The sequence below is a fragment of the Bacillus sp. UNC438CL73TsuS30 genome (assembly GCF_000482325.1).
GTDB lineage: Bacteria > Bacillota > Bacilli > Bacillales > Cytobacillaceae > Neobacillus.
In genome coordinates this window covers 1-22,772 of sequence record NZ_AXVA01000035.1, presented here as the reverse complement: position 1 = coordinate 22,772, position 22,772 = coordinate 1, and the positions used below count along the sequence as shown (strand labels likewise).

The 22,772-nt window shown below is 41.2% G+C and carries 19 protein-coding genes and 1 rRNA gene; 7 read left to right on the top strand and 13 right to left on the bottom strand.

All coding sequences use genetic code 11. The features are described 5' to 3' along the window. Positions 1 to 190 precede the first annotated feature (190 nt). A complete protein-coding gene (locus M028_RS0112495) occupies positions 191 to 1,246 on the top strand; it encodes an ABC transporter substrate-binding protein (protein WP_026574193.1) in 1,056 nt (351 codons plus the stop codon). A gap of 411 nt (positions 1,247 to 1,657) precedes the next feature. Next, the gene (locus M028_RS0112485; RefSeq protein ID WP_026574191.1) at positions 1,658 to 2,374 is read left to right on the top strand and encodes a YwaF family protein; all 717 of its coding nucleotides are present in this window, start codon (positions 1,658 to 1,660) and stop codon (positions 2,372 to 2,374) included. A 222-nt stretch (positions 2,375 to 2,596) separates the two neighbouring features. On the opposite strand, the gene sstT is transcribed toward M028_RS0112485, so the two are convergent. From sstT to M028_RS0112460, 5 genes are all read right to left on the bottom strand, one after another. Beyond that, positions 2,597 to 3,835 carry a serine/threonine transporter SstT gene (sstT, locus tag M028_RS0112480; protein ID WP_026574190.1) on the bottom strand — a complete coding sequence of 413 codons (1,239 nt, stop codon included), beginning with the start codon at positions 3,833 to 3,835 and terminating at the stop codon, positions 2,597 to 2,599. A 292-nt stretch (positions 3,836 to 4,127) separates the two neighbouring features. Continuing rightward, positions 4,128 to 4,355: a hypothetical protein gene (locus M028_RS0112475; protein WP_026574189.1), complete on the bottom strand. Its 228-nt coding sequence runs from the start codon at positions 4,353 to 4,355 to the stop codon at positions 4,128 to 4,130. Between the two features lie 19 nt (positions 4,356 to 4,374). Further along, entirely contained in the window at positions 4,375 to 5,541 is a 1,167-nt protein-coding gene (locus M028_RS29895) for a Ger(x)C family spore germination protein (RefSeq protein ID WP_035424120.1), read from the bottom strand. After that, positions 5,519 to 6,646: a GerAB/ArcD/ProY family transporter gene (locus M028_RS0112465; RefSeq protein ID WP_026574188.1), complete on the bottom strand. Its 1,128-nt coding sequence runs from the start codon at positions 6,644 to 6,646 to the stop codon at positions 5,519 to 5,521. Before M028_RS0112465 ends, M028_RS29895 begins: the two co-directional genes overlap by 23 nt. A gap of 13 nt (positions 6,647 to 6,659) precedes the next feature. After that, complete coding sequence (locus M028_RS0112460) at positions 6,660 to 8,219, bottom strand: spore germination protein (RefSeq protein ID WP_026574187.1); 1,560 nt, start codon at positions 8,217 to 8,219, stop codon at positions 6,660 to 6,662. A 200-nt stretch (positions 8,220 to 8,419) separates the two neighbouring features. On the opposite strand from M028_RS0112460, the gene M028_RS29890 reads away from it, so the two are divergent. Together M028_RS29890 and M028_RS0112450 are read left to right on the top strand one after the other, a co-directional pair. Further along, positions 8,420 to 9,499 carry a hypothetical protein gene (locus M028_RS29890; protein ID WP_051591020.1) on the top strand — a complete coding sequence of 360 codons (1,080 nt, stop codon included), beginning with the start codon at positions 8,420 to 8,422 and terminating at the stop codon, positions 9,497 to 9,499. Between the two features lie 235 nt (positions 9,500 to 9,734). Further along, the gene (locus tag M028_RS0112450) at positions 9,735 to 10,205 is read left to right on the top strand and encodes a hypothetical protein (RefSeq protein ID WP_026574186.1); all 471 of its coding nucleotides are present in this window, start codon (positions 9,735 to 9,737) and stop codon (positions 10,203 to 10,205) included. A 43-nt stretch (positions 10,206 to 10,248) separates the two neighbouring features. On the opposite strand, the gene M028_RS29885 is transcribed toward M028_RS0112450, so the two are convergent. The 6 genes from M028_RS29885 to M028_RS0112420 all read right to left on the bottom strand — a co-directional run bounded on the left by M028_RS29885 (position 10,249) and on the right by M028_RS0112420 (position 17,369). Continuing rightward, a complete protein-coding gene (locus M028_RS29885; RefSeq protein WP_035424113.1) occupies positions 10,249 to 11,349 on the bottom strand; it encodes a site-2 protease family protein in 1,101 nt (366 codons plus the stop codon). Positions 11,350 to 11,390: 41 nt separating this feature from the next. Continuing rightward, positions 11,391 to 11,951, bottom strand: coding sequence for a M15 family metallopeptidase (locus M028_RS0112440; RefSeq protein WP_026574185.1), 561 nt, complete (start codon positions 11,949 to 11,951; stop codon positions 11,391 to 11,393). Positions 11,952 to 12,255: 304 nt separating this feature from the next. Then, positions 12,256 to 13,620: a glutamine synthetase family protein gene (locus tag M028_RS0112435; RefSeq protein ID WP_231510806.1), complete on the bottom strand. Its 1,365-nt coding sequence runs from the start codon at positions 13,618 to 13,620 to the stop codon at positions 12,256 to 12,258. Then, entirely contained in the window at positions 13,604 to 14,812 is a 1,209-nt protein-coding gene (locus M028_RS29880) for a M20 metallopeptidase family protein (protein WP_035424112.1), read from the bottom strand. Before M028_RS29880 ends, M028_RS0112435 begins: the two co-directional genes overlap by 17 nt. 17 nt (positions 14,813 to 14,829) lie before the next feature. After that, complete coding sequence (locus tag M028_RS29875) at positions 14,830 to 16,200, bottom strand: APC family permease (RefSeq protein ID WP_035424111.1); 1,371 nt, start codon at positions 16,198 to 16,200, stop codon at positions 14,830 to 14,832. Further along, positions 16,179 to 17,369, bottom strand: coding sequence for an amidohydrolase family protein (locus M028_RS0112420; RefSeq protein WP_026574183.1), 1,191 nt, complete (start codon positions 17,367 to 17,369; stop codon positions 16,179 to 16,181). The genes M028_RS29875 and M028_RS0112420 overlap by 22 nt, the downstream gene beginning before the upstream one ends. Before the next feature lie 302 nt (positions 17,370 to 17,671). Between M028_RS0112420 and M028_RS0112415 the strand changes: the two genes are divergently transcribed. Both M028_RS0112415 and M028_RS0112410 read left to right on the top strand, forming a co-directional pair. Then, positions 17,672 to 19,426: a sigma-54-dependent Fis family transcriptional regulator gene (locus M028_RS0112415; RefSeq protein ID WP_026574182.1), complete on the top strand. Its 1,755-nt coding sequence runs from the start codon at positions 17,672 to 17,674 to the stop codon at positions 19,424 to 19,426. 12 nt (positions 19,427 to 19,438) lie between these two features. After that, complete coding sequence (locus M028_RS0112410) at positions 19,439 to 20,767, top strand: aspartate aminotransferase family protein (RefSeq protein WP_026574181.1); 1,329 nt, start codon at positions 19,439 to 19,441, stop codon at positions 20,765 to 20,767. A 100-nt stretch (positions 20,768 to 20,867) separates the two neighbouring features. Here the strand turns inward: M028_RS0112410 and M028_RS0112405 are convergent, their stop codons facing one another. Both M028_RS0112405 and M028_RS0112400 read right to left on the bottom strand, forming a co-directional pair. After that, positions 20,868 to 21,323: a hypothetical protein gene (locus M028_RS0112405; protein ID WP_026574180.1), complete on the bottom strand. Its 456-nt coding sequence runs from the start codon at positions 21,321 to 21,323 to the stop codon at positions 20,868 to 20,870. A gap of 15 nt (positions 21,324 to 21,338) precedes the next feature. Beyond that, positions 21,339 to 22,103: a hypothetical protein gene (locus M028_RS0112400; RefSeq protein ID WP_026574179.1), complete on the bottom strand. Its 765-nt coding sequence runs from the start codon at positions 22,101 to 22,103 to the stop codon at positions 21,339 to 21,341. 482 nt (positions 22,104 to 22,585) lie between these two features. Here M028_RS0112400 and M028_RS0112395 point away from each other — a divergent pair. Beyond that, positions 22,586 to 22,772 (top strand): 16S ribosomal RNA (locus M028_RS0112395); the annotation flags it as partial.

Genomic DNA, 22,772 nt, shown 5'->3' with positions numbered 1-22,772 from the left:
ACCTTTCCATTCGCGATAAAGAGGATGAATTCGCTGATAAAACCCTTTAATTCGCTGATAAAGGGACTAGATTCGCTGATAAAAACTGGTAGCCTGCTAGGAAAGTGTAATTCTACACTTGCAGAAGCCTGTCTTAGTGTAGGTACCCAGTTTAGAATAACAATTTTTAAAAAATAAGGGGGAATTACGTATGGGTAAGACGATGAAAAAATTAAGTATCGGGGTTTCAGGTATGGCCGTTGCAGCCATGCTTCTCACTGGCTGTTCTTCCAATTCTTCAACCGCCGCATCAACCACACCTAAAAACACCAGCAGTACAAAGGGTACACCAAAAGTCTCGATCATGGTGGGCGGTTTAGAGAAAATTATTTACCTGCCTTATATGCTTGCTGAAAAACTAGGGTATTACAAGGACGCAGGAGTTACCGTTACACTTGTCGAGGAAAGTGCAGGTCAGGATGCGGAATTAGCCCTACTAGCAGGCCAGGTGGATGGTGCAGGCGGTTTTTATGATCATACGCTCGATTTACAGACAAAAGGGAAAAAGGTAGAAGCAGTGGTCACGATGGCTGATGTTCCAGGCGAACAGCTGATGGTCGCCAATCGCTTAAAGGATAAGGTAAAAACATTAGCGGATTTGAAAGGACTTACCATTGGTGTCACGGGGCTTGGTTCATCAACCAACATGCTTGCAAGCTATAATGTCGTCAAAGGCGGCAATAAAGAGAGCGATTATAAGCCGTTGCCTGTAGGTGCCGGTCAAACGTTAATCGCAGCGATGCAAAATAAACGAATTGATGCTGCTGTTACAAGTGAACCAACTGCTTCTCTTCTAAAAAATAAACATTTGGCCTACACCTTTGTGGACATGAACTCAAAAGAGGGCACAGAAAAAGCATTAGGGGGAAGATATGCTGCAACCAGCTTATATATGACGAACGATTATGTGAAGGCGCATCCGGATGTTGTTCAAAAACTAGCCAATGCCTATGTTCGAACATTGAAATGGATGAGCACTCATACACCTGAGGAAATAGCCGACAAACTGCCTGAAGAGTATTATGCCGGGGATAAAGCCCTGTATATTCAAGCTTTAAAGGGCCAGCTTCCAATGTTTACAACGGATGGAAAAATGCCGAACGGGGTACCGGAAAACGTTAAAAAAATTCTTTCTGCCTTTAAACCGGTACAAAATGTCGACCTCAGCCAAACTTATACGAATGATTTTGTGAATAAAGTGCAATAATTTATGTCGGACCGGGAAGCTGATAGGTGGTTTCCCGGTTTTTTAATGTTTTTGTGGACTATTTTTATAGATATCAACATTTTTTATCCGGATATCAACACAAATTTGATTATATCAACAAATTTTGGCCGGATATCAACACAAATTCCGATTATATCAACAAGTTTTGGGGATATATCAACAATTCGGCAGAAAATTTACATAAATCACTGACTTATCCACAAATAAACGTTCTGACTCATTTCGGAAAAATATCTGTCGTTTTGAATGGTCCAATGTTCCTTGTCGCTCTTATTTAAGCTTACTTAGAATTCCAAATGATGCAGCTAGTCTGTGTAGGCTTTACCTTGTATGACACATCATTTAAAGCACAAACTAAAAGGATAAAATTCAATTAATGAGGATATTAAGATGCAAAAATACTTTCAATTTCCTTCAAAACTTGATTCGTTTCACCTTTTTTCCTTACAGCACCTCGTAACGGTCGGGATTATTTTTTTACTTTGTATTCTTCTATTTGTTATAAGGAAGGAACTAAAGAAAAGGATTGTGCGTTTCTCTCTCGCTGTTCTCTTAGTAGTTTCAGATGTATCGTACCATCTTTGGCTGATTAAAGAGCATGCATGGTCCATCAGGAGGGATTTGCCGCTGCATCTTAGTGACCTAGTTGTCATCCTTGCCGTTGTCATGTTGCTTTTGAGAAGCGATAAACTTTTTCAATTTATGTATTTTGCGGCGCTGGGCAGCTCCATTCAGGCCATCTTGACGCCTAGCCTTGATAGGTTTTCGTTTCCTCATTTTCGCTATATTGAGTTTTTTGTTTCACATGGAGGGGTAGTTCTAGCTTGTTTGTTTATGGTGGCAGCCTTCCATTATCTGCCAACCATCTCTTCTATGTGGATAACCATTCTGCTCGTGAATCTATACGCACTATGTATCTTTGTCCTTAATAAGTTACTTGGGGCGAACTACCTGTATATCATGAAAAAACCTGAATCCGCATCTCTTTTGGATTACCTAGGTCCCTGGCCTTGGTATCTTCTTTCATTGGAGCTGGTGATGATTCTGAGTTTTTACATTCTCTATAGTCCATTTTGGATTAAAAGAAGATATCAACATAAATCTTGATTCTATCAACACATCTTGGCCAGATATCAACACAATATTTGAATGTATTAACATATTTTTGGCCGGATATCGCCACAGATTCCGATGATATCAACATATTTTCTCTGGATATCAACAAATTTTGGGGATAGATCAACACTTGTGGAGGCCATCTACATAAATTAGGAACTTATCCACAAATACAAAAACCACACTGAAATTTCCAGTGTGGTTTGTTCCATTTTACGCTGCTTTATTAATAGCAATCTTTTTGCCTTCTTTACGCCACTTGTTAAATTCTGCTGTTGCTGTGAAGAGGACGTCTGTGGAAGAGTTAAGGGCTGTTTCACAAGAATCTTGTAAAACCCCAACGATAAAGCCTACACCAACTACCTGCATCGCCACATCATTTGAAATCCCGAATAAGCTACATGCTAGTGGGATCAATAATAGGGAACCGCCGGCAACTCCTGAAGCACCGCAAGCACACACAGCGGATAAAACGCTAAGGATGATGGCTGTCGGGATGTCTACATGGATTCCGAGTGTATGAACCGCTGCAAGTGTCAAAACAGAAATCGTAACGGCGGCACCTGCCATGTTGACGGTAGCGCCTAATGGAATCGAAACAGAATACGTATCCTTATCCAATCCTAGTTTTTCACATAATTTCATATTAACCGGAATATTTGCTGCAGAGCTGCGTGTGAAGAATGCCGTAATTCCACTTTCCTTTAAGCACTTTAATACAAGTGGATACGGATTTTGGCGGATTCCCACGTATACGATCAATGGATTCACCACAAGTGCAACAAAGAACATACAGCCGATTAACACGACTAGTAATTTTCCATAGCTTAATAGAGAACCAAGTCCGTTTGCGGTAATTGACTCAAATACAAGTCCCATGATGCCAAGTGGGGCAAATTTGATGACCCATGTAACGACTTTCGAGATCGCATCCGAAAAATTGGCAATCACTGTTTTGGTCGAATCTGAAGCATTTTTTAGTGCAAAGCCTAGAACGACTGCCCACGCTAAGATCCCAATATAGTTTGCATCGAAAAGAGCTTTTACTGGGTTATCGACCACATTCATAAGTAAGGTTTTGAGGACATCTGCCACTCCGCCTGGAGGAGTCAAATCCTCGGCACCAGAGCCAAGTTTCAAGCCTACTGGGAAGATGAAGCTAACAATAACAGCAATCAGTCCTGCTAAAAAGGTCCCTAACAGGTAAAGAACAATAATGGATTTCATGTTGGTTTTGTGACCGCTTTTGTGTTGTGCAATAGCAGACATAACTAAGAAGAGTACAAGTACAGGTGCAACGGCTTTTAAGGCACCGACAAATAAGGAACCAAAGATGGCAACTGGTTTTGCTGTATCAGGAATCGCTACCGCTAGGATAATCCCAATAATTAATCCGATAATAATTTGTTTTACTAGACTTAATTGATTCCACTTTTTCAGTAGATTTTTCATCGATTAGACCTCCGCTAGTATAAGATGAAATGCAACAATTCAAAGCCGTTCTGTCCTTTGACCATGGATTACCTTGCAGTTAGAAGGCGATTATTTTTGCAATTTCATTCTATAAAACTATTCAATTAATAATAGTATAGAGAAAATTTAGATATATTACAATAGCATTTCAGGTGGGAATCGATGGGGTGGTAGTGGGATAGCAGGAAATTCACTTTTTAGACGACCTTACTGAACAAAGCATTCTGGTCTCCACCGGAATGCTTTGTTTTACTTCCCTGAAAAAACAGTACTATTTCGCCAACCATTTCCCCAGCGGTTCATACATCCAGCTTACAAACTGAGTGGGGCCAGGAAGTTCGGGGAAAAAGATCAGCAAAATCGCCAAAATCCATCCAAGAATAGTCAGGGCCAGAAAAGCGATCTTATCCCTTTTTTGATGCTGGTGTAGTTTTGGCCATTGGTAGAGAATGATCGCTAAAACGATCAGTAGACTTCCTAACAAAACTCCCCATTTCATTTGTAGCCCCACCTTTCGCTTAAGAACTCATGCCCTGTCTACGGATTTTACTTTTTATTTGGAACGATACCTCTACATTCGGAAAAATTTTATCCCAATGATTTTTTTCCTTGTTCCATCTTTCCGGATATCTGCGATGGAAGGCTTCCGCAAAGCCAAACACATCTGCTTTCATCCCCTTTTGAACAAGTTTCAAGGCGAGCCTCATTCTGCTTTCGATTGCTTTATTTACCTGTTTTTCAACCATTTTTTCTACTTCAGGATTGGATACATCCAATTTTGTTGTATTTTGCACAATATCACTATTTGATTCGGCTTGGAGCGTGATCTTCCATTTACCGTTCTCTATTTTAGGCAGCAGCTTTGAACTAGCCTGCGTTAAATTCACCGAAATATATCCTTCTGTATGAGGTGGTTTAATCGTAACGATGGCTAAACGAATTTCATCTCTCAGCCACAGTACGCCCCTTGTGACAGAGGAGTCAATTACGCCAACCATTTTATCCTTCTTGAAAATCGCAGTGCCTGTAATATAGGCGATTGTTTGTTCTTGCTTTTTTCCTTGCTCTGGCGGCAGGATTTTAATCCAGGGAAGGGCACAATCTCCCGAATCGCTAATCAACATTTGCGCTAAAATTTTCGTGGTTACATCCATTCCGACTTTATGTTGGACTAATTCATTCAACACTTCTGACAAGTCTCGTTCAAGCGGCGGCATCAGCTCCAAAATGTCTTTAGCTTTTTGTTTACTGACAAAGATTTGTCCGCGTTCTCGAAGCTGCGGATGCCGCATAATAAAATCAACATGATCACGGATCCCGTCTTTTGCCAGCGCTTCATTAAAAATAAACACTTCACTATGACCCCAGAAAATCGTCCGCGGCAGTTTTTCTTGCAGCTTTGACATCGCATCGGCAATCGTGGTTCCTTCCGCCGACCGGACCAACACGTTGGAGCTATTACCGCTGCTGCTGATTTCCATTGACTGCTGGCCCCCGCCGCCTTTTGGGATAAAGACGAGGACGGTAAGTTCAATTTTGTTATTCGCCTTTTTATCAATTCCTGCAGCCGTAACTAAAGCTAAATCATTTACTTCCTCTCGATCCCAACAGGCTGTTAAAAACAGTACGGCAAAAATAAAGAGTAAAGCCAGTGCACTTTTTTTAATGATTTGCTGGGGAATCATTTTGTTTAGATCCTTTCCGTTGTTGAGCTTTCATTCGAATGACGGCAATAAGCCATAAAAAAAGTGGAATCACCACTTGAATCGATAGAATATAAAACGCCCCTGAAGTTGCAAGAAAGTGGGATAGTTCCTGTAAATCACTGGCCGACCATATCCCACAAAGGATGACCAGGAAGCCAATGGGTAAAACGATAGGACGAAAATCAGAAAGCTTAAGCCATTGGGCTGTGCCAAGTGTAAGGATATAGTAGAAGACAGTAATTTTAATAAAGGTTCCTGCAATCCAAATCGCCATGACAATCGACTCTAAATGCTCCAAAAAGTCGGAAATGCTAATATAGCGGGCGGCCACCATGACTGGATAGGTTAAGTGAGAGGTCAAATTTCCAAATAGCATCAGGTTCATGATATTGGTTAGTACCATTAAAAATAAAACGCTGCCTACTGAAATCATTCCCCACTTCAATCCTTTAGCCCTTTTTGACAAATACGGCAAGAAAAAAGAGACAAGGATGAATTCGCTAAACCAGCTTTGTGGGACGATGGAGCCCATTAAAGAAGGTTTGATTCCTTTTTCCATAATGGGAAACATATTTTTTATTTCTAAATCCTTAATCAGCATGACGAAAATTAATAGATACAAAAGAGTCACAAACGGGACAATCATTTCGGCTGCCCTTCCAATGACTTCGATTCCCCCCATAACCGCAAAAGAACAAACAAGGACCATTGTTCCAATGATAATGACCATGGGCGTTTGATGCAGGAAGGTCCCGGAGACAAATTCCCCGTATTCACGAACGATGATACCGGTTATGTGCAAATAAAAGAGAAGGAAAATGGCTCCGACTACTTTCCCGAAAAATTTGCCGATGATCTGTTCACTATATTCAATGATGGTATCTGTAGGATAAAGCTTGTTTAATTGATGGGCGACAAAAAGGACTAAAAAGCCAATAACAGAGGCCCAAATGGGTGACAGCCATAGATCCTGATGCGCTAGTTTTGCTGTAATAGCGGGTACGAGAAGGAGAACCGTTGCTGAAATAGCTGGGTTCATCATCAAAGCCATTTGGGTTGGTGAAATTTTTCCTCGTTCGATCATGTCTCATCCACTCTTATTCGTTTTCATTGTTAGGAGAAGGTTTTTGGTTGTTTGACTGCCGAATTTGATTATATTTACTGCTCCAGTTCGGGCGTTTTTTTAGCGACCACCAAGGGGCTCTGATTAAAACATCCTTCATATCGGATTTTTTCATCGGTGCCATTGGCTGAAGATAGGGAATGCCAAAGGAACGGATGGTACACATATGAACAATAATGGTAAGAAGCGCAAGCATAATTCCTACGAGTCCGAGTGTTCCGGCAAGAAACATAATGGGGAAACGAAGAATTCTCAGGGCAATCGAGGCACTGTAACGTGGGATTAAAAAAGAAGAAATTCCTGTAATCGCCACTACGATGACCATTGGTGCAGAAACGAGCCCCGCAGAAACCGCTGCTTGACCGATAACCAACGCTCCAACAATGCTAATCGCTGAACCAATATTTTTAGGCAGACGAATACCTGCTTCTCTTAAGGCTTCGAAGGTAATTTCCATCAGAAGCGCTTCGATGAGTGCCGGAAATGGAATTTGCTCCCGAGACTTGGCAACACTAATCAAAAGTGAAGTAGGAATCATTTCTTGATGGTAGGTAAGAATGGCCACATAGACAGAGGGAAGCAGCAAAGCAATTAATAAAAAGATATAACGAAGCCAGCGGATCAATGTGCCACTGAGAAATCCTTCATAATAATCCTCTGCCGATTGCAGCAAGGAATAGAAAGTAGTGGGAGCAATCAGAGCAAAAGGTGTCCCATCTGTTAAAATGACCACATTTCCCTCCAGAAGACTTGCCGCCGTAACATCGGGCCGTTCCGTATTTAATACTTGTGGAAACGGAGAATAAGGATAATCCTTTATAAATTCCTCAAGGTACCCACTTTCTAAAATCCCATCGATCTCGATTCGGTTTAAGCGGTTTTGGACTTCCTCGATGATTTTTTGATCCGCGATTCCCTCCATATACAGGATGACCACTTTGGTTTGGCTATATTTCCCTACTTGAATGGTTTTCGTTTTAAGGTTTGGGCTCTTGATTTTTCTGCGAATCAAGACAATATTGGTACTGATTGTTTCGATAAAGCCATCTCTTGGACCGCGAACGACGGTTTCAGCAGTTGGTTCCTGAATCGAACGTTGCTCCCATTTGGATAGTCCAGTAGAGAATCCTGCTGGTTGCTGATCGATTAAAACAACCGGGTTTCCTGATGAGACCTCTTTTACGACTTCATTGAAGGTTCTAACCTCACTTACACCTGAAATCGTTAGCTTTTTTTTAAGAATGGATTGTACATCTGAGTCCGTCTCCTGTCCCATTAAAGGGTGAAGGACATGCTGATCAATTTCTTCGGTATTTGCCATCCCGTCCACATAAATCAGAGCGGCATTCGTTTTGTTACCAATCAAAAAATGACGAAAAATGATATCGGAGCAATCCGTGTAGATGGATTGCAGGCGTTCGATGTTTTCGGTTAAACAAATGGATAAGGACCTTTGGTGATGGAGTTTAGTGTCTATGCCCTGGTGATTGTTTTGTTCCATGTTCTTTTGTAATTGTTTTTTTCCAAAAAACATAGTCCATTTCTCCAGTTATCAGATTCAATCAGTTGAAATCCCATTTTTTATCTGTTTTAGTATGAATTAGAAAGCGGAATTTTAATCAAAAATATTTTGAATCTATTTTGATTTGGCTAATATTCCCTAAGAACTACAGGAAGAATAGAGCATTATAGAGTTTGTTGGTGGGAAAATTGCCGTTAAAAGGGGAAATGCATATGTCTTTAGAAAACCAACAGCAACCGTTTTTCAAATCTTATAATATTGATGAAGGAGAATTCAATGAGGCTGGCCTTGTTTGGTCGGAGGTTATTCAGATCTACCAAGATTTTCTGGAGTTTATCCCTACCTTAAAGGCAGCCACTTCTCCCTTGCTAGCCATTCTTCAAAGTCATCCGGATGTTCATTCGGTTCGGACACGGGTGAAGGACCCAGAGCATTTAGTTGAAAAAATCATACGGAAGACGATTAGCAAAAAGAAGGTAAATCGGGATTATAAAATTACCGTGGGAAATTACAGAACAGAGGTAACAGATTTACTAGGAATTCGCGTTCTCCATTTATATAAGGATCAAGCGATTCATATCGATGAAAAAATAAGAGATACATGGAATCTCCATGAGCGGGCGAAGATTTATTTTCGTAAAGGGGATTATAATGATGCCGAGATTCGAAAGTACAGCGAGCATTTTGACTTTGAAGAACATCCGGCCGGATACCGTTCGTGGCATTATTTGATTGAGAGCCAAATTACGAAGGAAATGACGATTGCCGAGATTCAAGTACGGACGATTTTTGAAGAAGGCTGGAGTGAAGTCGACCATCAGCTCCGTTATCCGTATGATCTGGAAAATGAGTTATTGACGAAGCAATTGATGGTATTAAATCGGTTGGCGGGTAATGCTGATGAAATGGTTAATTCGATTCGGGAAACGAAAACAAATTTGCATGATCTTTTGGAGGAAAGAAGGAAACAGGAAGGGATTATTCATGATCTCAGTAATGAGTTAAAGGATTTAAAAAATGAGCTGGAGGAAGTTTACCATAAGAAGGAGATTCAAGAGGAGGATTTAAATTCTTTACGAAAAAAAATAAAGTCTTTGGAAGACTCACAAAAGAAATTGACCTATTATGATTTTTCTCTTGCAGGCAAGGGAGCGGATGGAGGGACTTTGCCTGTTGTAGAGGGTGGGGATTATGTGAATACGGTAAAAGAGGTTGAGAAGATTCAATTGACTTCTGATCAGTTGAAACTCCATAATCTGCTGCTTCGAGGGCTGGATACAACGAAACAATAATCTTGTTTTGGAGAGGTGTTTGAGGCACTTCTCCTTTTTTATTTGTTCCAGTTCTCGACAATTTTTTTAGGGTTTTACTAGTGTCCAGCCTTGTGCTTCAAGCATTTCTGGCGTTTTTAATCAAATGATTGGTTAAACAGGAAAAAAGGGGAAGGGTGTCGTTCCATGGAAATTATACTATCAGGACAGGTTGGTGCATATTCTAGATTGATTAGTTTTTTAAAAGGAGATTTTCATGTATAGGAGATCCGCTCAATTAAAGAGGATTGTTGTTGGAGCTTTGCTGGTTGTGGGTGCTCTGGTTGTTTTTCAAGTGCTTCGATGGAGTTTTTCTTCTGAGGATAGCCAGGTAAAAGGTGTGGTCGAGGATTTTTATCATTACGAGCAGGATAGCGATTTTGCCGGTTCGTGGGGGTTGTTTCATTCATCGATGAAAGAGAAGTTCAATAAAAGTAATTATATTCAGACTCGGGCGCATGTGTTTATGAATGATTTTGGCGTGGAAACTTTCACGTATAAGGTTGGCAGCCCGGAGGAATTGGGGAAATGGCAGATGTCGCAAAAAGGGCCATCGTTCCAACATGTCTATAAGGTCCCCGTCGTCCAAAGCTTCAAAGGGAAATTTGGCAATTTTGATATTCACCAAAATGTATTCGTATTAAAGGAAAAGGGTGAATGGAGGATTGTTTGGGATTATGCGCAATGATTTTGAAAAAATAGGTCAGACACCCGTGGGGCTGACCTATTTTTTAACGGTTCAAAGCATTTCGGATTTCCGGATGGTTCATTAGAATTTCGTTTCCAAAAAAATAACTAATTGACAGGGCAACGATTAAACCAAGATAGATTAAAAATAATTGCCACTTCGTTTTCTTATCTGTTTTGTAATAGGTTTCCGTTATTTGTACATCTTTTTTATACTCTTCTATGACTTTTTCGAATTGGATTAGAGTTTGTTGAATCACTTGTTCATTTTCGATTTGCGCTTCTTCGCTTAGATTAGGGACACCGGATAATTGCTGAAGGTAAAAATTCTTGCTCATTTTTTCAATTTCAGACACAAGTGTATCAAAAGCCTTTTTCACTTCCGGTTGAGAAATGTTCCAATTTACTTCTTTCAGAATCGGTTGAATGAATCCTACATGGTTCGAGGTTTGCTTTAATTTGTATAATAGGAGACCAAGTTTTTCGACTTCTTCTTTGCTGGAATTTAGACTTTTTTGTTTTTTATAGGTTCTGTACCATTCAATCGAACCCAAGATGACAATCAAAAAGCCTATAAAACTTCCTAACTTAATTGAAAATACCACTAACAATACAATCCCTAAGCCCCATAGCTTGGTGCTGATTCCGGCGGCGATTCTTCCGCCATCTAATGGTGTGATCGGGATTAAATTAAATAAATTAATGGTCCCGCCTAAGATGATGCAAAGCGCCCAAAATGGTTCATGTGTGAGGAAGTATAAGGGAATGGCTGGCAAAAAGGAGAATAACCCAAAAAGGGGTCCCATGTATGCCAAGTATCCTTCCTCTTTTGCGCTTTTTGGCATTTCCTTTAGTCCAATCGCTGCACCGATAAAAGGAATAAATACGGCCGGGCTGACAGAGAGTTTTAGCTTTTTGGCCGCATATAAATGCCCCATCTCATGAACAAACAACAGGTAGACGAGGGCTGCGGCAAATTGCCAGCCAAAAATAATGGCGTATGTTCCGAGCGTAAGGAACATGCTGATCAGTGTTTGGAGTTTAAGGATTTTAAAAGCGACCAAAAGATATTTTAGTTTGCCAAGTAATAGTAATCCTAATGTGCCCAGTATGCCCCAAGAGGATTTCTTCACGCTTTTTTTCAAAAAAGCACCTCCTTTAAAAAAATTCCTGCTTATAGTTTATTTTATTTATTGGTTAATGATGATTCAGGTGGTCGCTTGCCGTTCTGTAAATCGGCGAGTGTTAAGCCAAAGTCCATTTGTAAATGCGGATAATCTTTAAATTGGGGCCAATCACCGCCCCATTGAAATCCTAAACCTTTTGCGATGGCCACTACTTCGTTCCAATCTGGTATTCCATTTTGATTTCCATCGTAATTCCGATCCCAAATCACATTGGAGGAAGGAGTTTTTAGCGCAAAATCAACGGCAAGTCCATAATTATGAAAAGACTCTCCGCCCCTGGCATACGTAACAATGGTTCCACCGGATGTACGACCTTTTTTATAAAGTTGATCCTGGTCTTCAGCGCTGCGGAAGCCATCAGTAATCACAACCGTGATGCCTTTTTTCGCAGTTTGCTGGATTAATTGATTGGTTGCTTCTTTTACCATTGGGTTGAGCCCAGTGGGTAAGGAAACGGGGGGATTCTTTGTTTGCATTTGAGACGCAATATATAGGTAAACGAAAATCGCTAGAAAAAGTATAAACATAAAGCTTCCAAATCGTTTCAGTTTCAAACCCATAATTTCCTTTCATTAAAATCATTTTGTCATTAACTTATACGTAGAATATAGAGTTATTGTTTCATAAGTTTACCTCATTTTCTATTCCCGTGCATTGGAGTCGTTTATTCAACCTATTTTTGGGGGATATCAACACAAATTATAATGATATCAACACTTTTATAGAGTATATCAACATAAACTCGGAATATATCAACACTTTTTCACTGGATATCAACACAAATTACGATTTTATCGACAATTTCAATGGAGAAACTTCCATAAAAAAGGAAGCATGAAAACATCATGCTCCTTGATCAATTGGTTAAAACCGCGCTGCAAACAGGTTCCTTTCCCAATCACTTACATATTTTGAATACTTGTCCCATTCGGTTCTTTTGATATTGATAAACTCTTCCCAGATGGTGCGGCCGATGGTTTGTGCTAGGACTGAATCTTCGGCTAAGGCGTTAATGGCTTCATTTAGGCTTCTTGGTACCCATTTGATGCCTCTTTCTTTCAATTGGTATTCACTTACCGTGCTCACATCAAACTCAACTGGCTCACCTGGGTCAAGTTGATTCTGAATTCCGCGAAGACCTGCTGCCACAAGGCAGGCGGCAAGCAGATACGGATTACAAGTCCCATCAGCGCCCCTGAATTCGAAGCGTCTTGTCCTTCTTTTTTCAGGAATCCGCACTAATACCGAACGGTTTCCTGAACCATAACAAATATGTGCAGGCGCAAAGGATCCAGGTTGCATCCGCTTGTATGAGTTAATACTTGGAGCACCAATCGCGATGAGCGAAGAGGCATGCTTTAACAGTCCGCCAATAAAGTGGTAGGCTTTTTCGGACATATCCAAACCGCGTTGATCCGTGGAGTCTTCAAAAAGATTCTCACCTTCATCAAATAAACTAATATGAACATGGAGACCACTGCCGGCATGGTTTTGAAATGGCTTTGGCATTAGGGTGCCTACTAATCCTTTGTCACGGGCAATTTGCTTATATAGATGCATGAACGTAACCTGATCGTCAGCGGCTTTTAGGGCATTTGTATATTTTAAATTGATTTCAAGCTGGCCGGGGCCATATTCACTTGATAATTGCTCGGTTTCAACGCCCATTGCGTCAAGGGCGTACACAAAATCTTGAATGAAATCCTCCTGAATATCTGCTCCTTCGATCGAAAAACAATGGCTATTGTCGGCGGGTACAAGTTGACCGTCGACTTCTTTTAATAAATAAGCTTCTTGTTCAAAGGCCATATTCATTTTTCCGCCAAGAAGGGTTTCGACCTCATTGAGAAGCCGTTTTAAAGCACTTCTTGGGCAGCCATGCCATGGTTCGCCGTTAATATCGACTAAATCACAAAGCATCCGTGCTGTGTTTTTTCGATAGGGAAGGATGGCAAAGGTTTGTGGATCAGGAATGGCAAAGAAGTCCCCATCGTTCGCACCAAATGCTGGGTTCGGAATATATTCATCAAATACATCGAAGCTCATAATCGCTGTACTAAAATTAATCCCTTTATCCATCGCATCTTTTAGCTGGAGCGGACGAATTGTCCGGCCGCGGGTGATGCCGGCATAATCGAGAAATTCAACGCGGATAAATTCAATTTTATTCTCCTTCACGATTTCTAATACGGTTTCTTTTGTCATTATTTGTTTATCTTTTACTAACATTTTCTTCAACCCCTCTTGATAGTTTCGTTAATACGGTTGAGGTAAATAACTGCACCCCGATTGGAATGATGGATTCATCAAATTCAAATTGCGGATGATGCAAATCAAATGCCGGTTTTCCTTCTAGTGCAGTACCAAGTCTGAAATACGTACTTGGAACGATTTGGGCAAATGCCCCAAAGTCGTCTGCACCCATTGATGGTTCCTTTAACTGAACCACTTTTTCCGAACCAAATAGTTCAGCTGCACAATCTTCAACTGCTTTCGTTACCCAGTCACTGTTAATGACCGGTGGATGACCATCTTTAAAGTGAACATTGGCTTTTCCACCAAAGCTTTTTGCGATACTTTCACATAAATCAAACAGCTGTGATTTTAATTTTCCCCTTGTTTCAAAGGTGACGGCACGGGTTGTTCCTTCCAAAACTACTTTGTCGGCGACGATGTTGCTGGCAGTCCCGCCGTTAATTTTTCCAATATGAACCACGACCGGTTCTACCGGGTTACTAGATTTAGTGACGAGCATATGAAGGGCTTGGATGATCTGCGAACTGATGCTAATGGCATCAATCGCTTGATGTGGTCGCGCACTATGGCCGCTTTTGCCTTCAATTTCAATGGTAAAATCATCACACGAGGCTGTAATGGCACCATATTTAATCCCAATCGTTCCATGCGGCAGATGCGGCCATAAATGCAGGGCCAGCATTGCGTCAACGGAGGGATTCTCAAGCACGCCAAGCTCAATCAGCTGCTGGGCAGCACCGTCCGCCTCCTCGCCGGGTTGAAAAATGCAGCGAACACGTCCTGAGAATTTGTCTCTTAATCTATGAAGCTGGTATACGGTTCCGAGGAGAATGGTCGTATGACCATCGTGTCCGCATGCATGCATGACTCCTCGATTGGCGGATGAAAAGGAAAGCCCCGTTTGTTCCTGAATCGGAAGGGCATCGATATCTGCCCGTATGCCGATTTGAGGCCCCTGTCTGTTCCCGCCAATAATATCAACAAAAATTCCTGTTTCTCCAATTCTATTATAAGGAATTCCCCATTCTTCTAATACTCTAGCGATATATCCACAGGTATTGTATTCCTGAAAGGATAACTCAGGATGTTGATGGAGATGTCGGCGTATTTCAATTAATTTTTGCGTGACATCTTCGCTTACTTGAATTTCCTCTTTTATGATCATTCTAAAAATCCTTTCACTTATATAGATTCTTTTTTTCTATCAGTAGTAGAAATCGTTCTCGATTTATTGAAAACTTTAAACAGAAGAAAGAGTACGCCCATCCAGATTACACCGCGTAAAAGGGTCATTGGAGTTCCGATGAAACTGCCGTAAAAGACGATGGCGATTCCGATAAAACCTAGAATCGGAAACAAAGGATAGAGCGGCTGTTTCCATGGGAGTTGAAGTACTTCTGATTTGGCATTTTTTCGATAAAGAACGCTTGCAATTAAGGCTAATGTCCAGGAAACCAGCCATGCAAACACCAATTGGTTCGATAATTCGACGTAAAGGAAATCGGGATTGATCATCCCTAAGATAATTAAGGCAACCGATGCAGCCCAGACAACAATAATCCCATTGACCGGAGTCCCTGTTTTTGGATGAAGACGTCCGAAGAATGCAGGGAGGTATCCGCTTTTCGCTTGTGCGTAAAATATCCGGGAAGCAGCATATAAGGTCCCCATTAATAGACAAGTGGCTGCTGCAATCCATGCTGTCATATTCATGATATAGGCACCAGCAATGCCGAATACTTGATTGGCTGCAACGGTAAATGGCGAATCATCAATCGTCACTTTATTCCATGGGATAATGCCTTGTAAGACAAACTGTGCTGCTGTGTATAAAACTAAGAAGGTAATACTGGACCAGACCAATGCTTTCGGAAGATCTTTTGGATTTTTCACCTCGCCGCCGGCGGTTGCTAAGGTTACAGCACCCAAGTAAGCATAAGTGCCTAATGGAATGGCTGCCCAAAACCCTTTAGAACCGTGTGGCATGAATGGCGTGAAATTATGGATATTAATATCTTTCAGTCCAATAATGGAGAAAAGAGCCATTACCACTGTCATGATGATGACTAATAGAAGCTGCGTTTTGGCTGCAATTTCGGTTCCAAGAATATTTAAAACGGCGAAAATCGTCAAAAACAGGATGGCAAAAAACGCCGGCCATAGATCCCCTTTTAGCTGGGGGAAAAACCACATGGTGATTCTGCCGATGGCGATTCCGACGCTGCCGCCGCAAATGACCCAGCCAAGTGCAAAGGCAAATCCGGACAAAAATCCCCACCAACTTCCCATAAACCGTTCGACCCAATGGGACATGGCCCCGGCATTTGGCATTCCTACCGCTAATTCACCAAGTGCAATCATGAGGAAAAGTTGTGATAATCCAGCAATTCCATAGGCAACGATGGAACTTGGACCTGCTGTGGCAATCCCTTGTCCCATCAGGAGGAAGATTCCGTCCCCAATCACGGACCCTACTCCAAGTGCCCAAATCGCCCAAAACCCGAGTTTCTTTTGCGGAATCATCTCTGTCACTATTTGCTTATTGTTTGACATACAGCAGCCTCCTTCATGTACTTTTGATAAACATTTTCATAGTTTCGGTATAGGACCATTTCTCCAATGGCCTGTGCGGTTTCGACATCCATGTAATCTGAATCAACCCAGGAGTTTAGTACTTCTTCAAAGGACTCTTTGAACAGATGGACGCCCATCCAGTTCATTTCCGGTACGGTAAAGGCATCAGAGCCGTACATCACCTTGTCAAATGGCGCAAATTCGAATACTTGAGATAAAATTCGTTTCACCCCGTGTCCACTGAAAGGATTTTGCAAAGAGATATCCATATAGACATTCGGAAGGATGCTGACAATAAACGCCGCTTCCTCCATCCATGGATAACCACCGTGAACGAGATGTACTTTGGTATTTTCATATTTTTTATCGCGTAGCATGTCGATAAGGAAGCTCGGGCTTGCTTTCGAAAGGACAACTTCCCCGTCACCGACACCAGTGTGAATATGCATGACCTTATCCGCCTTCGTACATTCTTCCATTGCTATATGTAGGCAATAGTCACGGAACTTTTTTACAACGGCACGGGTATTGAGTTTAAATTCTGCGTACTCTGCTGCCGCAGCCTGCTCATCCATTGGAGCGATTTCCAATCCACTTCTGTAGGCAATAATCGATTTTAATCCAACAATTCCTTTTGTATTTAACGCTTCTGTCAGGTTTGCTCGATATTTTTCGTTAAAGTCAGCAAACGATTCGCATTCTTGACTAAGCTGAACCATGGCAGGTTCGATTCGGTGGATTTCCCAGATACGGGCTCCGCAAAGGTCGGCATATTCTGCTTTGCTTAATGGCGGTTGCGGGTAACCAAAATCACCGACTACTCCGGTCAGTCTTGCATCTGAAAAGAGATCGCGAGTATATTTTTTAAAATCGACTGCTCTCGCATTGCGCTGCTCGACTACCGCTTCAAGGGTTGGCTCGCATGAAAAATATTTTGCTAAACGCTTAACAAGGATTTGCATCCACATATTGGTTCCAGGGAATGGCTGTTTGGGTAGTCTTTCGTAATTGGCAGGTATTTGGTTTGGAATAACGGCTAGGGACAGCTTTCTGACAAACTCTTCTGGAGTGTATGGTTCTATGTTTGCTGTGTAGGGGTGTGCATGAACATCAATGGCTTGAACATTTTTTAAAGATACTTTCATCATTTGGTAATTCCTCCTTTACGGTTTCACTATGAATACTAGCAAGTTTTATGCCAACTGGTTTTGAATATTCAGAATTAGGGGGAATCAAGGCTATTGTAGGAAAAGTTGAATTCTATTAGCCGCAAAAAAATGTTGAAAGAAAAATATTTTTCAGAAAAATATTTTTCTATTTTTAATACTATACCGAATTTTCTGTTTTATCTATCTTTCAATATGTTAATATTTTGGTAGAAAGAGTTTACAGTTTAAAGGGTGACAAATTTTTTTCGCTTAGAATTTTTTCGGAAAGGGTGGTGATTAAAGTGGATGAGCAGTTTCGTTTATCATTTTTAGATGTTTGGAACCATTCGTTCGAAAGTATCATCCTGTTTAATGAACAAGGGACGATTTTGTCCTTAAACCGTCCGGCGGCGCGTTTGTTCTCGGAAAGTCCTTCTACGCTTATTGGTGCTTCGATTTATGAGTTGATTCCATCCGAGGATTTTAAAAAATGCCTTCAAAAGAAGGGGAAAACAGGAGTTTCTATTCTTCTGGGGACCAAACAATTAGTAGCCAATATCTCCTTTTTTGAAAATAACGAGTTGTACCTGCTATTTTTGAAGGATATCTCCCAAGTTCAGTTACTGCAGCATCAAATTCAGGAATTAAAGAAAACGAAGCAATTATTTAATTTGATTCTGGATCAGTTAGAAGAAGGGATCTCTGTCATTGATGAACAGGGAAGGATTCTCTTTTATAACCTTAAAGCAGGTGAGATGGATACATTGGAACCTGAGGCGGTTCGAAATAAAAGGGTACAGGATGTTTGGAATGTCGATGAAAATACAAGCACCTTATTGACCTCGCTGCGAACGAGAAGGACGCTTCATCACAGGGAAACGAAATTTTCCTCACACGGGAAGGCGATTACCACATTAGCACGAACGGTCCCGTTGGTGCTAAATGAAAATGTTTCGGGAGTCATTGAAATATTGAAAGATATCACGGAACAAAAGCATCTTTCTGATACCATCTTGCAACTGCAAAAACAGGGTAAGGGTGATTTAGAATCCTCAAATCCTTTCTCTTCACAGAAAAATAATACCCGGTTTCAGTTTGAAGACATTATTTTTTCGAGCAGGGAGATGGCTCAATCAGTTGAACAGGCACGCCGGTCGGCAAGGTCAAAATCCAATATTCTCATTGTGGGCGAAACAGGAACGGGTAAGGAGCTGTTTGCACAGAGTATCCATAATGAGAGTCCTAGAAAAGACAAACCGTTTATCGCGCAAAATTGTGCAGCACTCCCTGAGTCTTTACTTGAAAGCTTGTTGTTTGGAACGACGGCAGGAAGCTTTACCGGTGCTGTCAACCGTCCGGGACTTTTTGAACAAGCCCAGGGCGGGACTCTTATGCTCGATGAAATCAATTCGATGAGCATTAATCTGCAGGCGAAGTTATTGCGGGTGATTCAGGAACGGAAGGTACAGCGCCTTGGTTCGACAAAGGTCATTGATATTGATGTAAGAATCGTTGCTACGATGAATGAGGAACCATTAGAAGCAATCGCCAACCAACGGCTTCGTGAGGATTTGTATTATCGGCTTGGTGTGGTGAACCTCGAGATTCCGCCTTTACGAAATCGGAAGGAGGATTTACGGGTATTAATTGATCACTTTATTACCAAACATGCTGATCTATTAGATGTACGGGTGGATGGGTTAGACCAGGATGTTTTTCATTATTTTATGAATTTTGGGTGGCCTGGGAATGTCAGACAGCTAGAGCATGTTATCGAAGGCTGCCTTAACCTTGTTTATGATGAGCGGACCATCGGCTTCAATCATTTGCCGCCTATTTTTAAAAATAAAATTCAGCAGGTAGAGAGTACGCTAAGTCATGAACCTTTATCGTCGTTTTCAGGAAGTCTTCCTGAGCAGATTGAAAGGCTGGAGCGTGTCATGATTGAACAAGCGATGAATCAGGCGCAAGGTAATATTACGAAGGCGGCGGAACAGCTGGGGATTTCAAGGCAAAATCTCAATTATAAGCTGAAAAAATTTCAGATTTTCTTTTAAGGGGGAGAGGGTTTGGATAACACGTTTCTTGATGCGGAAGGTCAAATGATTGCGGACAGTTTAAAAATTCGTTTTTACCCTATTGCGGTAAAAGCTGCGAAGGGTACGCGGGTGATAGACCAATCAGGAAAGGAATATTTGGATATAGCGGCTGGCTGGGCTGTTGCGAATATTGGCTATGGACATCCTCGTGTGGGTGCGGCGATTAAAGAAAAATATGATGTTTTATCGTTTACATCGCAGCTTTCTGCTCCGGAGTCGACGATGGTTTCTTTGGCTGAGAAATTGCTTGAGATAACACCAGGTGACTTTTCTAAAAAGGTTTGGTTTGGCCATTCTGGTTCTGATGCGAATGATTGTATTGCGAAATTGGTTCCGCTTGAAAAGAGGCGTTCCAGAATGATTTCTTTTATGGGTTCGTATCATGGGCAAACGATGGGATCGCTTTCGCTTTCTGGGCATCCTGCTCAAGCGGGTTTTATCGGCAGCGGCAATGTAGTGAAAATTCCTTATCCGAATCCGTATCGACCGCCATTCGGGGAGACGAAGCGTCTAACAGATCAGGTTATTGGATATTTAGAACAGGAAGTGTTTTCGACAATTTGTCCGCCCGGTGATACGGCTGGAATCATTATTGAGGGAATTCAGAGTGATGGCGGGCTGATTGTTCCGCCAGAGGATTTCCTGCCGCGGCTTGAAGAGGTTTGCAGGCGCCATGGTATTCATCTCATTTTTGATGAGGTGAAAGTGGGTCTTGGGCGGACGGGTAAATGGTTTTCGTTTGACCATTGCGGGGTTGTTCCGGATGCTGTTGTGATTGGTAAGTCGCTTGGAGGTGGGCTGCCGATCAGTTCGGTTGTAGCTAGACGTGAAATTCTTGATGTGGGCACGGGGATACATATGTTTACGATGAGCGGGAATCCTGTCTGTAGTGCGGCATCACTCGAAAATTTGCGGATTATTGAAGAGGAACGGTTAGTTGAGAATGCTAGGGTTAATGGGGAATATTTTATTGGCCAGTTAAAAGGTCTCCAGGAGAAGTATGAGTGGATTGGGGATGTTCGTGGAAAAGGGCTTGCGATTGGTGTCGAGTTGGTGGAAGACAGAGTAACGAAAAAGCCTGCCGCTGAAAAAACGGCTGCTATTTGTTACCGCTGCTATGAGCTCGGGCTGCTCGTTTTTTACGTAGGCATCCACAGCAATGTCATTGAAATCACCCCGCCACTCACCATCACCAAACAAGAAATTGAATTAGCTGTATCTATACTCGACCAAGCCTTTTCAGACTTGGAACAGGGGAAAATCAATCTAGATTTGGTGAGGGAGTATGGTGGGTGGTAGTTGGGGTCTGACCTCCCGCTCGGTTGAAAAGTGTTATGGCAATCTGTAAAACCCAAAAAATCAAAATGCCAACAGAGACTGAGGCTTTGTTGGCATTTGATTAATTCCTGTCTAATTTAGTTAAACCAAGTGCTCCGTTATCCCATAATATTTTTTCGATGGTTTTCCATTGATCTTCTTCACACCGAATCATCAAGACAATTTCGGAACTAATGTTTTTTGACCCTCTTTTTCCTTTTTTTACAATCAATAGTTTTAGAAGAAAGCCTAAAAGAAGACCGAAAATCGCTCCGATAATTCCCCAGATAATCGGGCCCCATTTTAAAATAAATCCATAGATAGACCCTAGTAGCATGAAACAGGTCCCGAGGATTGCTGCACCGTCAAATAGACTCAATCCATCCGCTCTATGGATAGTATCAAACAGTTGTCTTTTTCCGGCTCTCTTATCAAGCGGTGCAGCAAAGATCTTTTCGGTCGAAAGGCCGTTTTGTTTAAGCTCTGTAATCGCTAATTCGATAAATATTGAATTTTCGTAGGTAGCAATTACTAACATGGTATTCACAATCCTTTATAGGGGAGTTTTAAAATGAATCTTTTGATAGTTTTTTCTTAAATATGCGGCCATTTCTTTTTCGAACAGTTTATTGTTCTCAACTGCAGAAACATAGGCATCGTAAATGATGAAAAAGTAGATGGATGGAAAATAAAGCGCCCATTGCATATTGATCGTCTCTTTAGCCTGTGTAAAATCACCAAGCATTGATAAGTGTATCGCATAAAGGATATGGCCGTAATAACAAATCCCGACGGTATAAATAAAAATAAAGAATCCTGAAACGACATTATGTAGATAAAGATGACCGAGACCAGGGAACAAGGCTGACCAGACTAACGCTAGCCAAGGCTTCCGTTTATCTAAGTAGTTCATATCCCAAGATCCCATTTTAATATTCAACATGGGGGCATCCTCACGGTCTGCCAATACATATTGTTTGTTTAAGTCAATGGTGGTCCGATATCCATCCCAGATGCCGAACATATAAATGGCTATATAGAGAATTAACCACCTTTCATCTAGTACCTCTTTGGCTTTGTCAAAGTTACCTAATAAGGAATAGAAGATCCCTAAGTTTACCTTTGCCATCCCGTTAATAAAGGTTTCCCATAGAATCAAAATAAACCCCACTATATACCGATGCTGCATAAGGTGTCCGAATCCAGGATAGGAAAAGGAAAAAAAGGCAACAACCCAAGGGTTTTTTAAATGAAGTTGACTTGTTGTAAATTGAGAAAGGTACGCCCTTTGTCTTCGAAAGGGAGGGATTTGGTTCATGTTCTGTTGCCCCTTCATGAGATAAAGATTTATTATTTATTAATCACCAATATTTGTAATTTTCATCCGTGGAGGATTTTTTTTATGTAAACGGTTATTCGATTTGAACTCTCAGAGAAAGTTATTTCAGACCTAAATCTAAAGTTTTTTTATAAAGTGGTTGACTTGTGTCTAGCAATCTAGTAATATTACTTCTTGTCGCCGAACAAATAGTGCGATGAACAGAAAAACAATTCACTCTGAAAAAAAGGGTTGATATTGAAAAATATTTCTGTTAAGATAGAAAACGTCGCTGATTCAAACGAAAAATTATTTTAGAAAAATAATTGACGTAATGAAGATGGGATGATATATTAATACTCTGCTTTAAAAAGTTGTTCTTTGAAAACTAAACAAACAAAAACGTCAACAAACAATAATAATCATGTTTCTTCTATTATATAGAGAACATGAGCCAACGTAACAAATGAGCTATATCAACTTTCTTGGAGAGTTTGATCCTGGCTCAGGACGAACGCTGGCGGCGTGCCTAATACATGCAAGTCGAGCGAATCAATAGGAGCGCAGCTCTTTTGGTTAGCGGCGGACGGGTGAGTAACACGTGGGCAACCTGCCTGTAAGACTGGGATAACTTCGGGAAACCGGAGCTAATACCGGATAATCCTTTTC

Excerpts from the sequence above, each read along its gene's own strand:
- M028_RS0112495 (WP_026574193.1), top strand. The coding sequence starts at position 191 with ATGGGTAAGACGATGAAAAAATTAAGTATCGGGGTTTCAGGTATGGCC.
- M028_RS29875 (WP_035424111.1), bottom strand. The coding sequence starts at position 16,200 with ATGTCAAACAATAAGCAAATAGTGACAGAGATGATTCCGCAAAAGAAA.
- M028_RS0112435 (WP_231510806.1), bottom strand. The coding sequence starts at position 13,620 with ATGTTAGTAAAAGATAAACAAATAATGACAAAAGAAACCGTATTAGAA.
- M028_RS0112420 (WP_026574183.1), bottom strand. The coding sequence starts at position 17,369 with ATGATGAAAGTATCTTTAAAAAATGTTCAAGCCATTGATGTTCATGCA.
- M028_RS0112475 (WP_026574189.1), bottom strand. The coding sequence starts at position 4,355 with ATGAAATGGGGAGTTTTGTTAGGAAGTCTACTGATCGTTTTAGCGATC.
- M028_RS0112465 (WP_026574188.1), bottom strand. The coding sequence starts at position 6,646 with ATGATCGAACGAGGAAAAATTTCACCAACCCAAATGGCTTTGATGATG.
- M028_RS0112485 (WP_026574191.1), top strand. The coding sequence starts at position 1,658 with ATGCAAAAATACTTTCAATTTCCTTCAAAACTTGATTCGTTTCACCTT.
- M028_RS29890 (WP_051591020.1), top strand. The coding sequence starts at position 8,420 with ATGTCTTTAGAAAACCAACAGCAACCGTTTTTCAAATCTTATAATATT.
- sstT (WP_026574190.1), bottom strand. The coding sequence starts at position 3,835 with ATGAAAAATCTACTGAAAAAGTGGAATCAATTAAGTCTAGTAAAACAA.
- M028_RS29880 (WP_035424112.1), bottom strand. The coding sequence starts at position 14,812 with ATGATCATAAAAGAGGAAATTCAAGTAAGCGAAGATGTCACGCAAAAA.
- M028_RS0112440 (WP_026574185.1), bottom strand. The coding sequence starts at position 11,951 with ATGGGTTTGAAACTGAAACGATTTGGAAGCTTTATGTTTATACTTTTT.
- M028_RS0112405 (WP_026574180.1), bottom strand. The coding sequence starts at position 21,323 with ATGTTAGTAATTGCTACCTACGAAAATTCAATATTTATCGAATTAGCG.
- M028_RS0112400 (WP_026574179.1), bottom strand. The coding sequence starts at position 22,103 with ATGAACCAAATCCCTCCCTTTCGAAGACAAAGGGCGTACCTTTCTCAA.
- M028_RS0112460 (WP_026574187.1), bottom strand. The coding sequence starts at position 8,219 with ATGTTTTTTGGAAAAAAACAATTACAAAAGAACATGGAACAAAACAAT.
- M028_RS0112450 (WP_026574186.1), top strand. The coding sequence starts at position 9,735 with ATGTATAGGAGATCCGCTCAATTAAAGAGGATTGTTGTTGGAGCTTTG.
- M028_RS29895 (WP_035424120.1), bottom strand. The coding sequence starts at position 5,541 with ATGATTCCCCAGCAAATCATTAAAAAAAGTGCACTGGCTTTACTCTTT.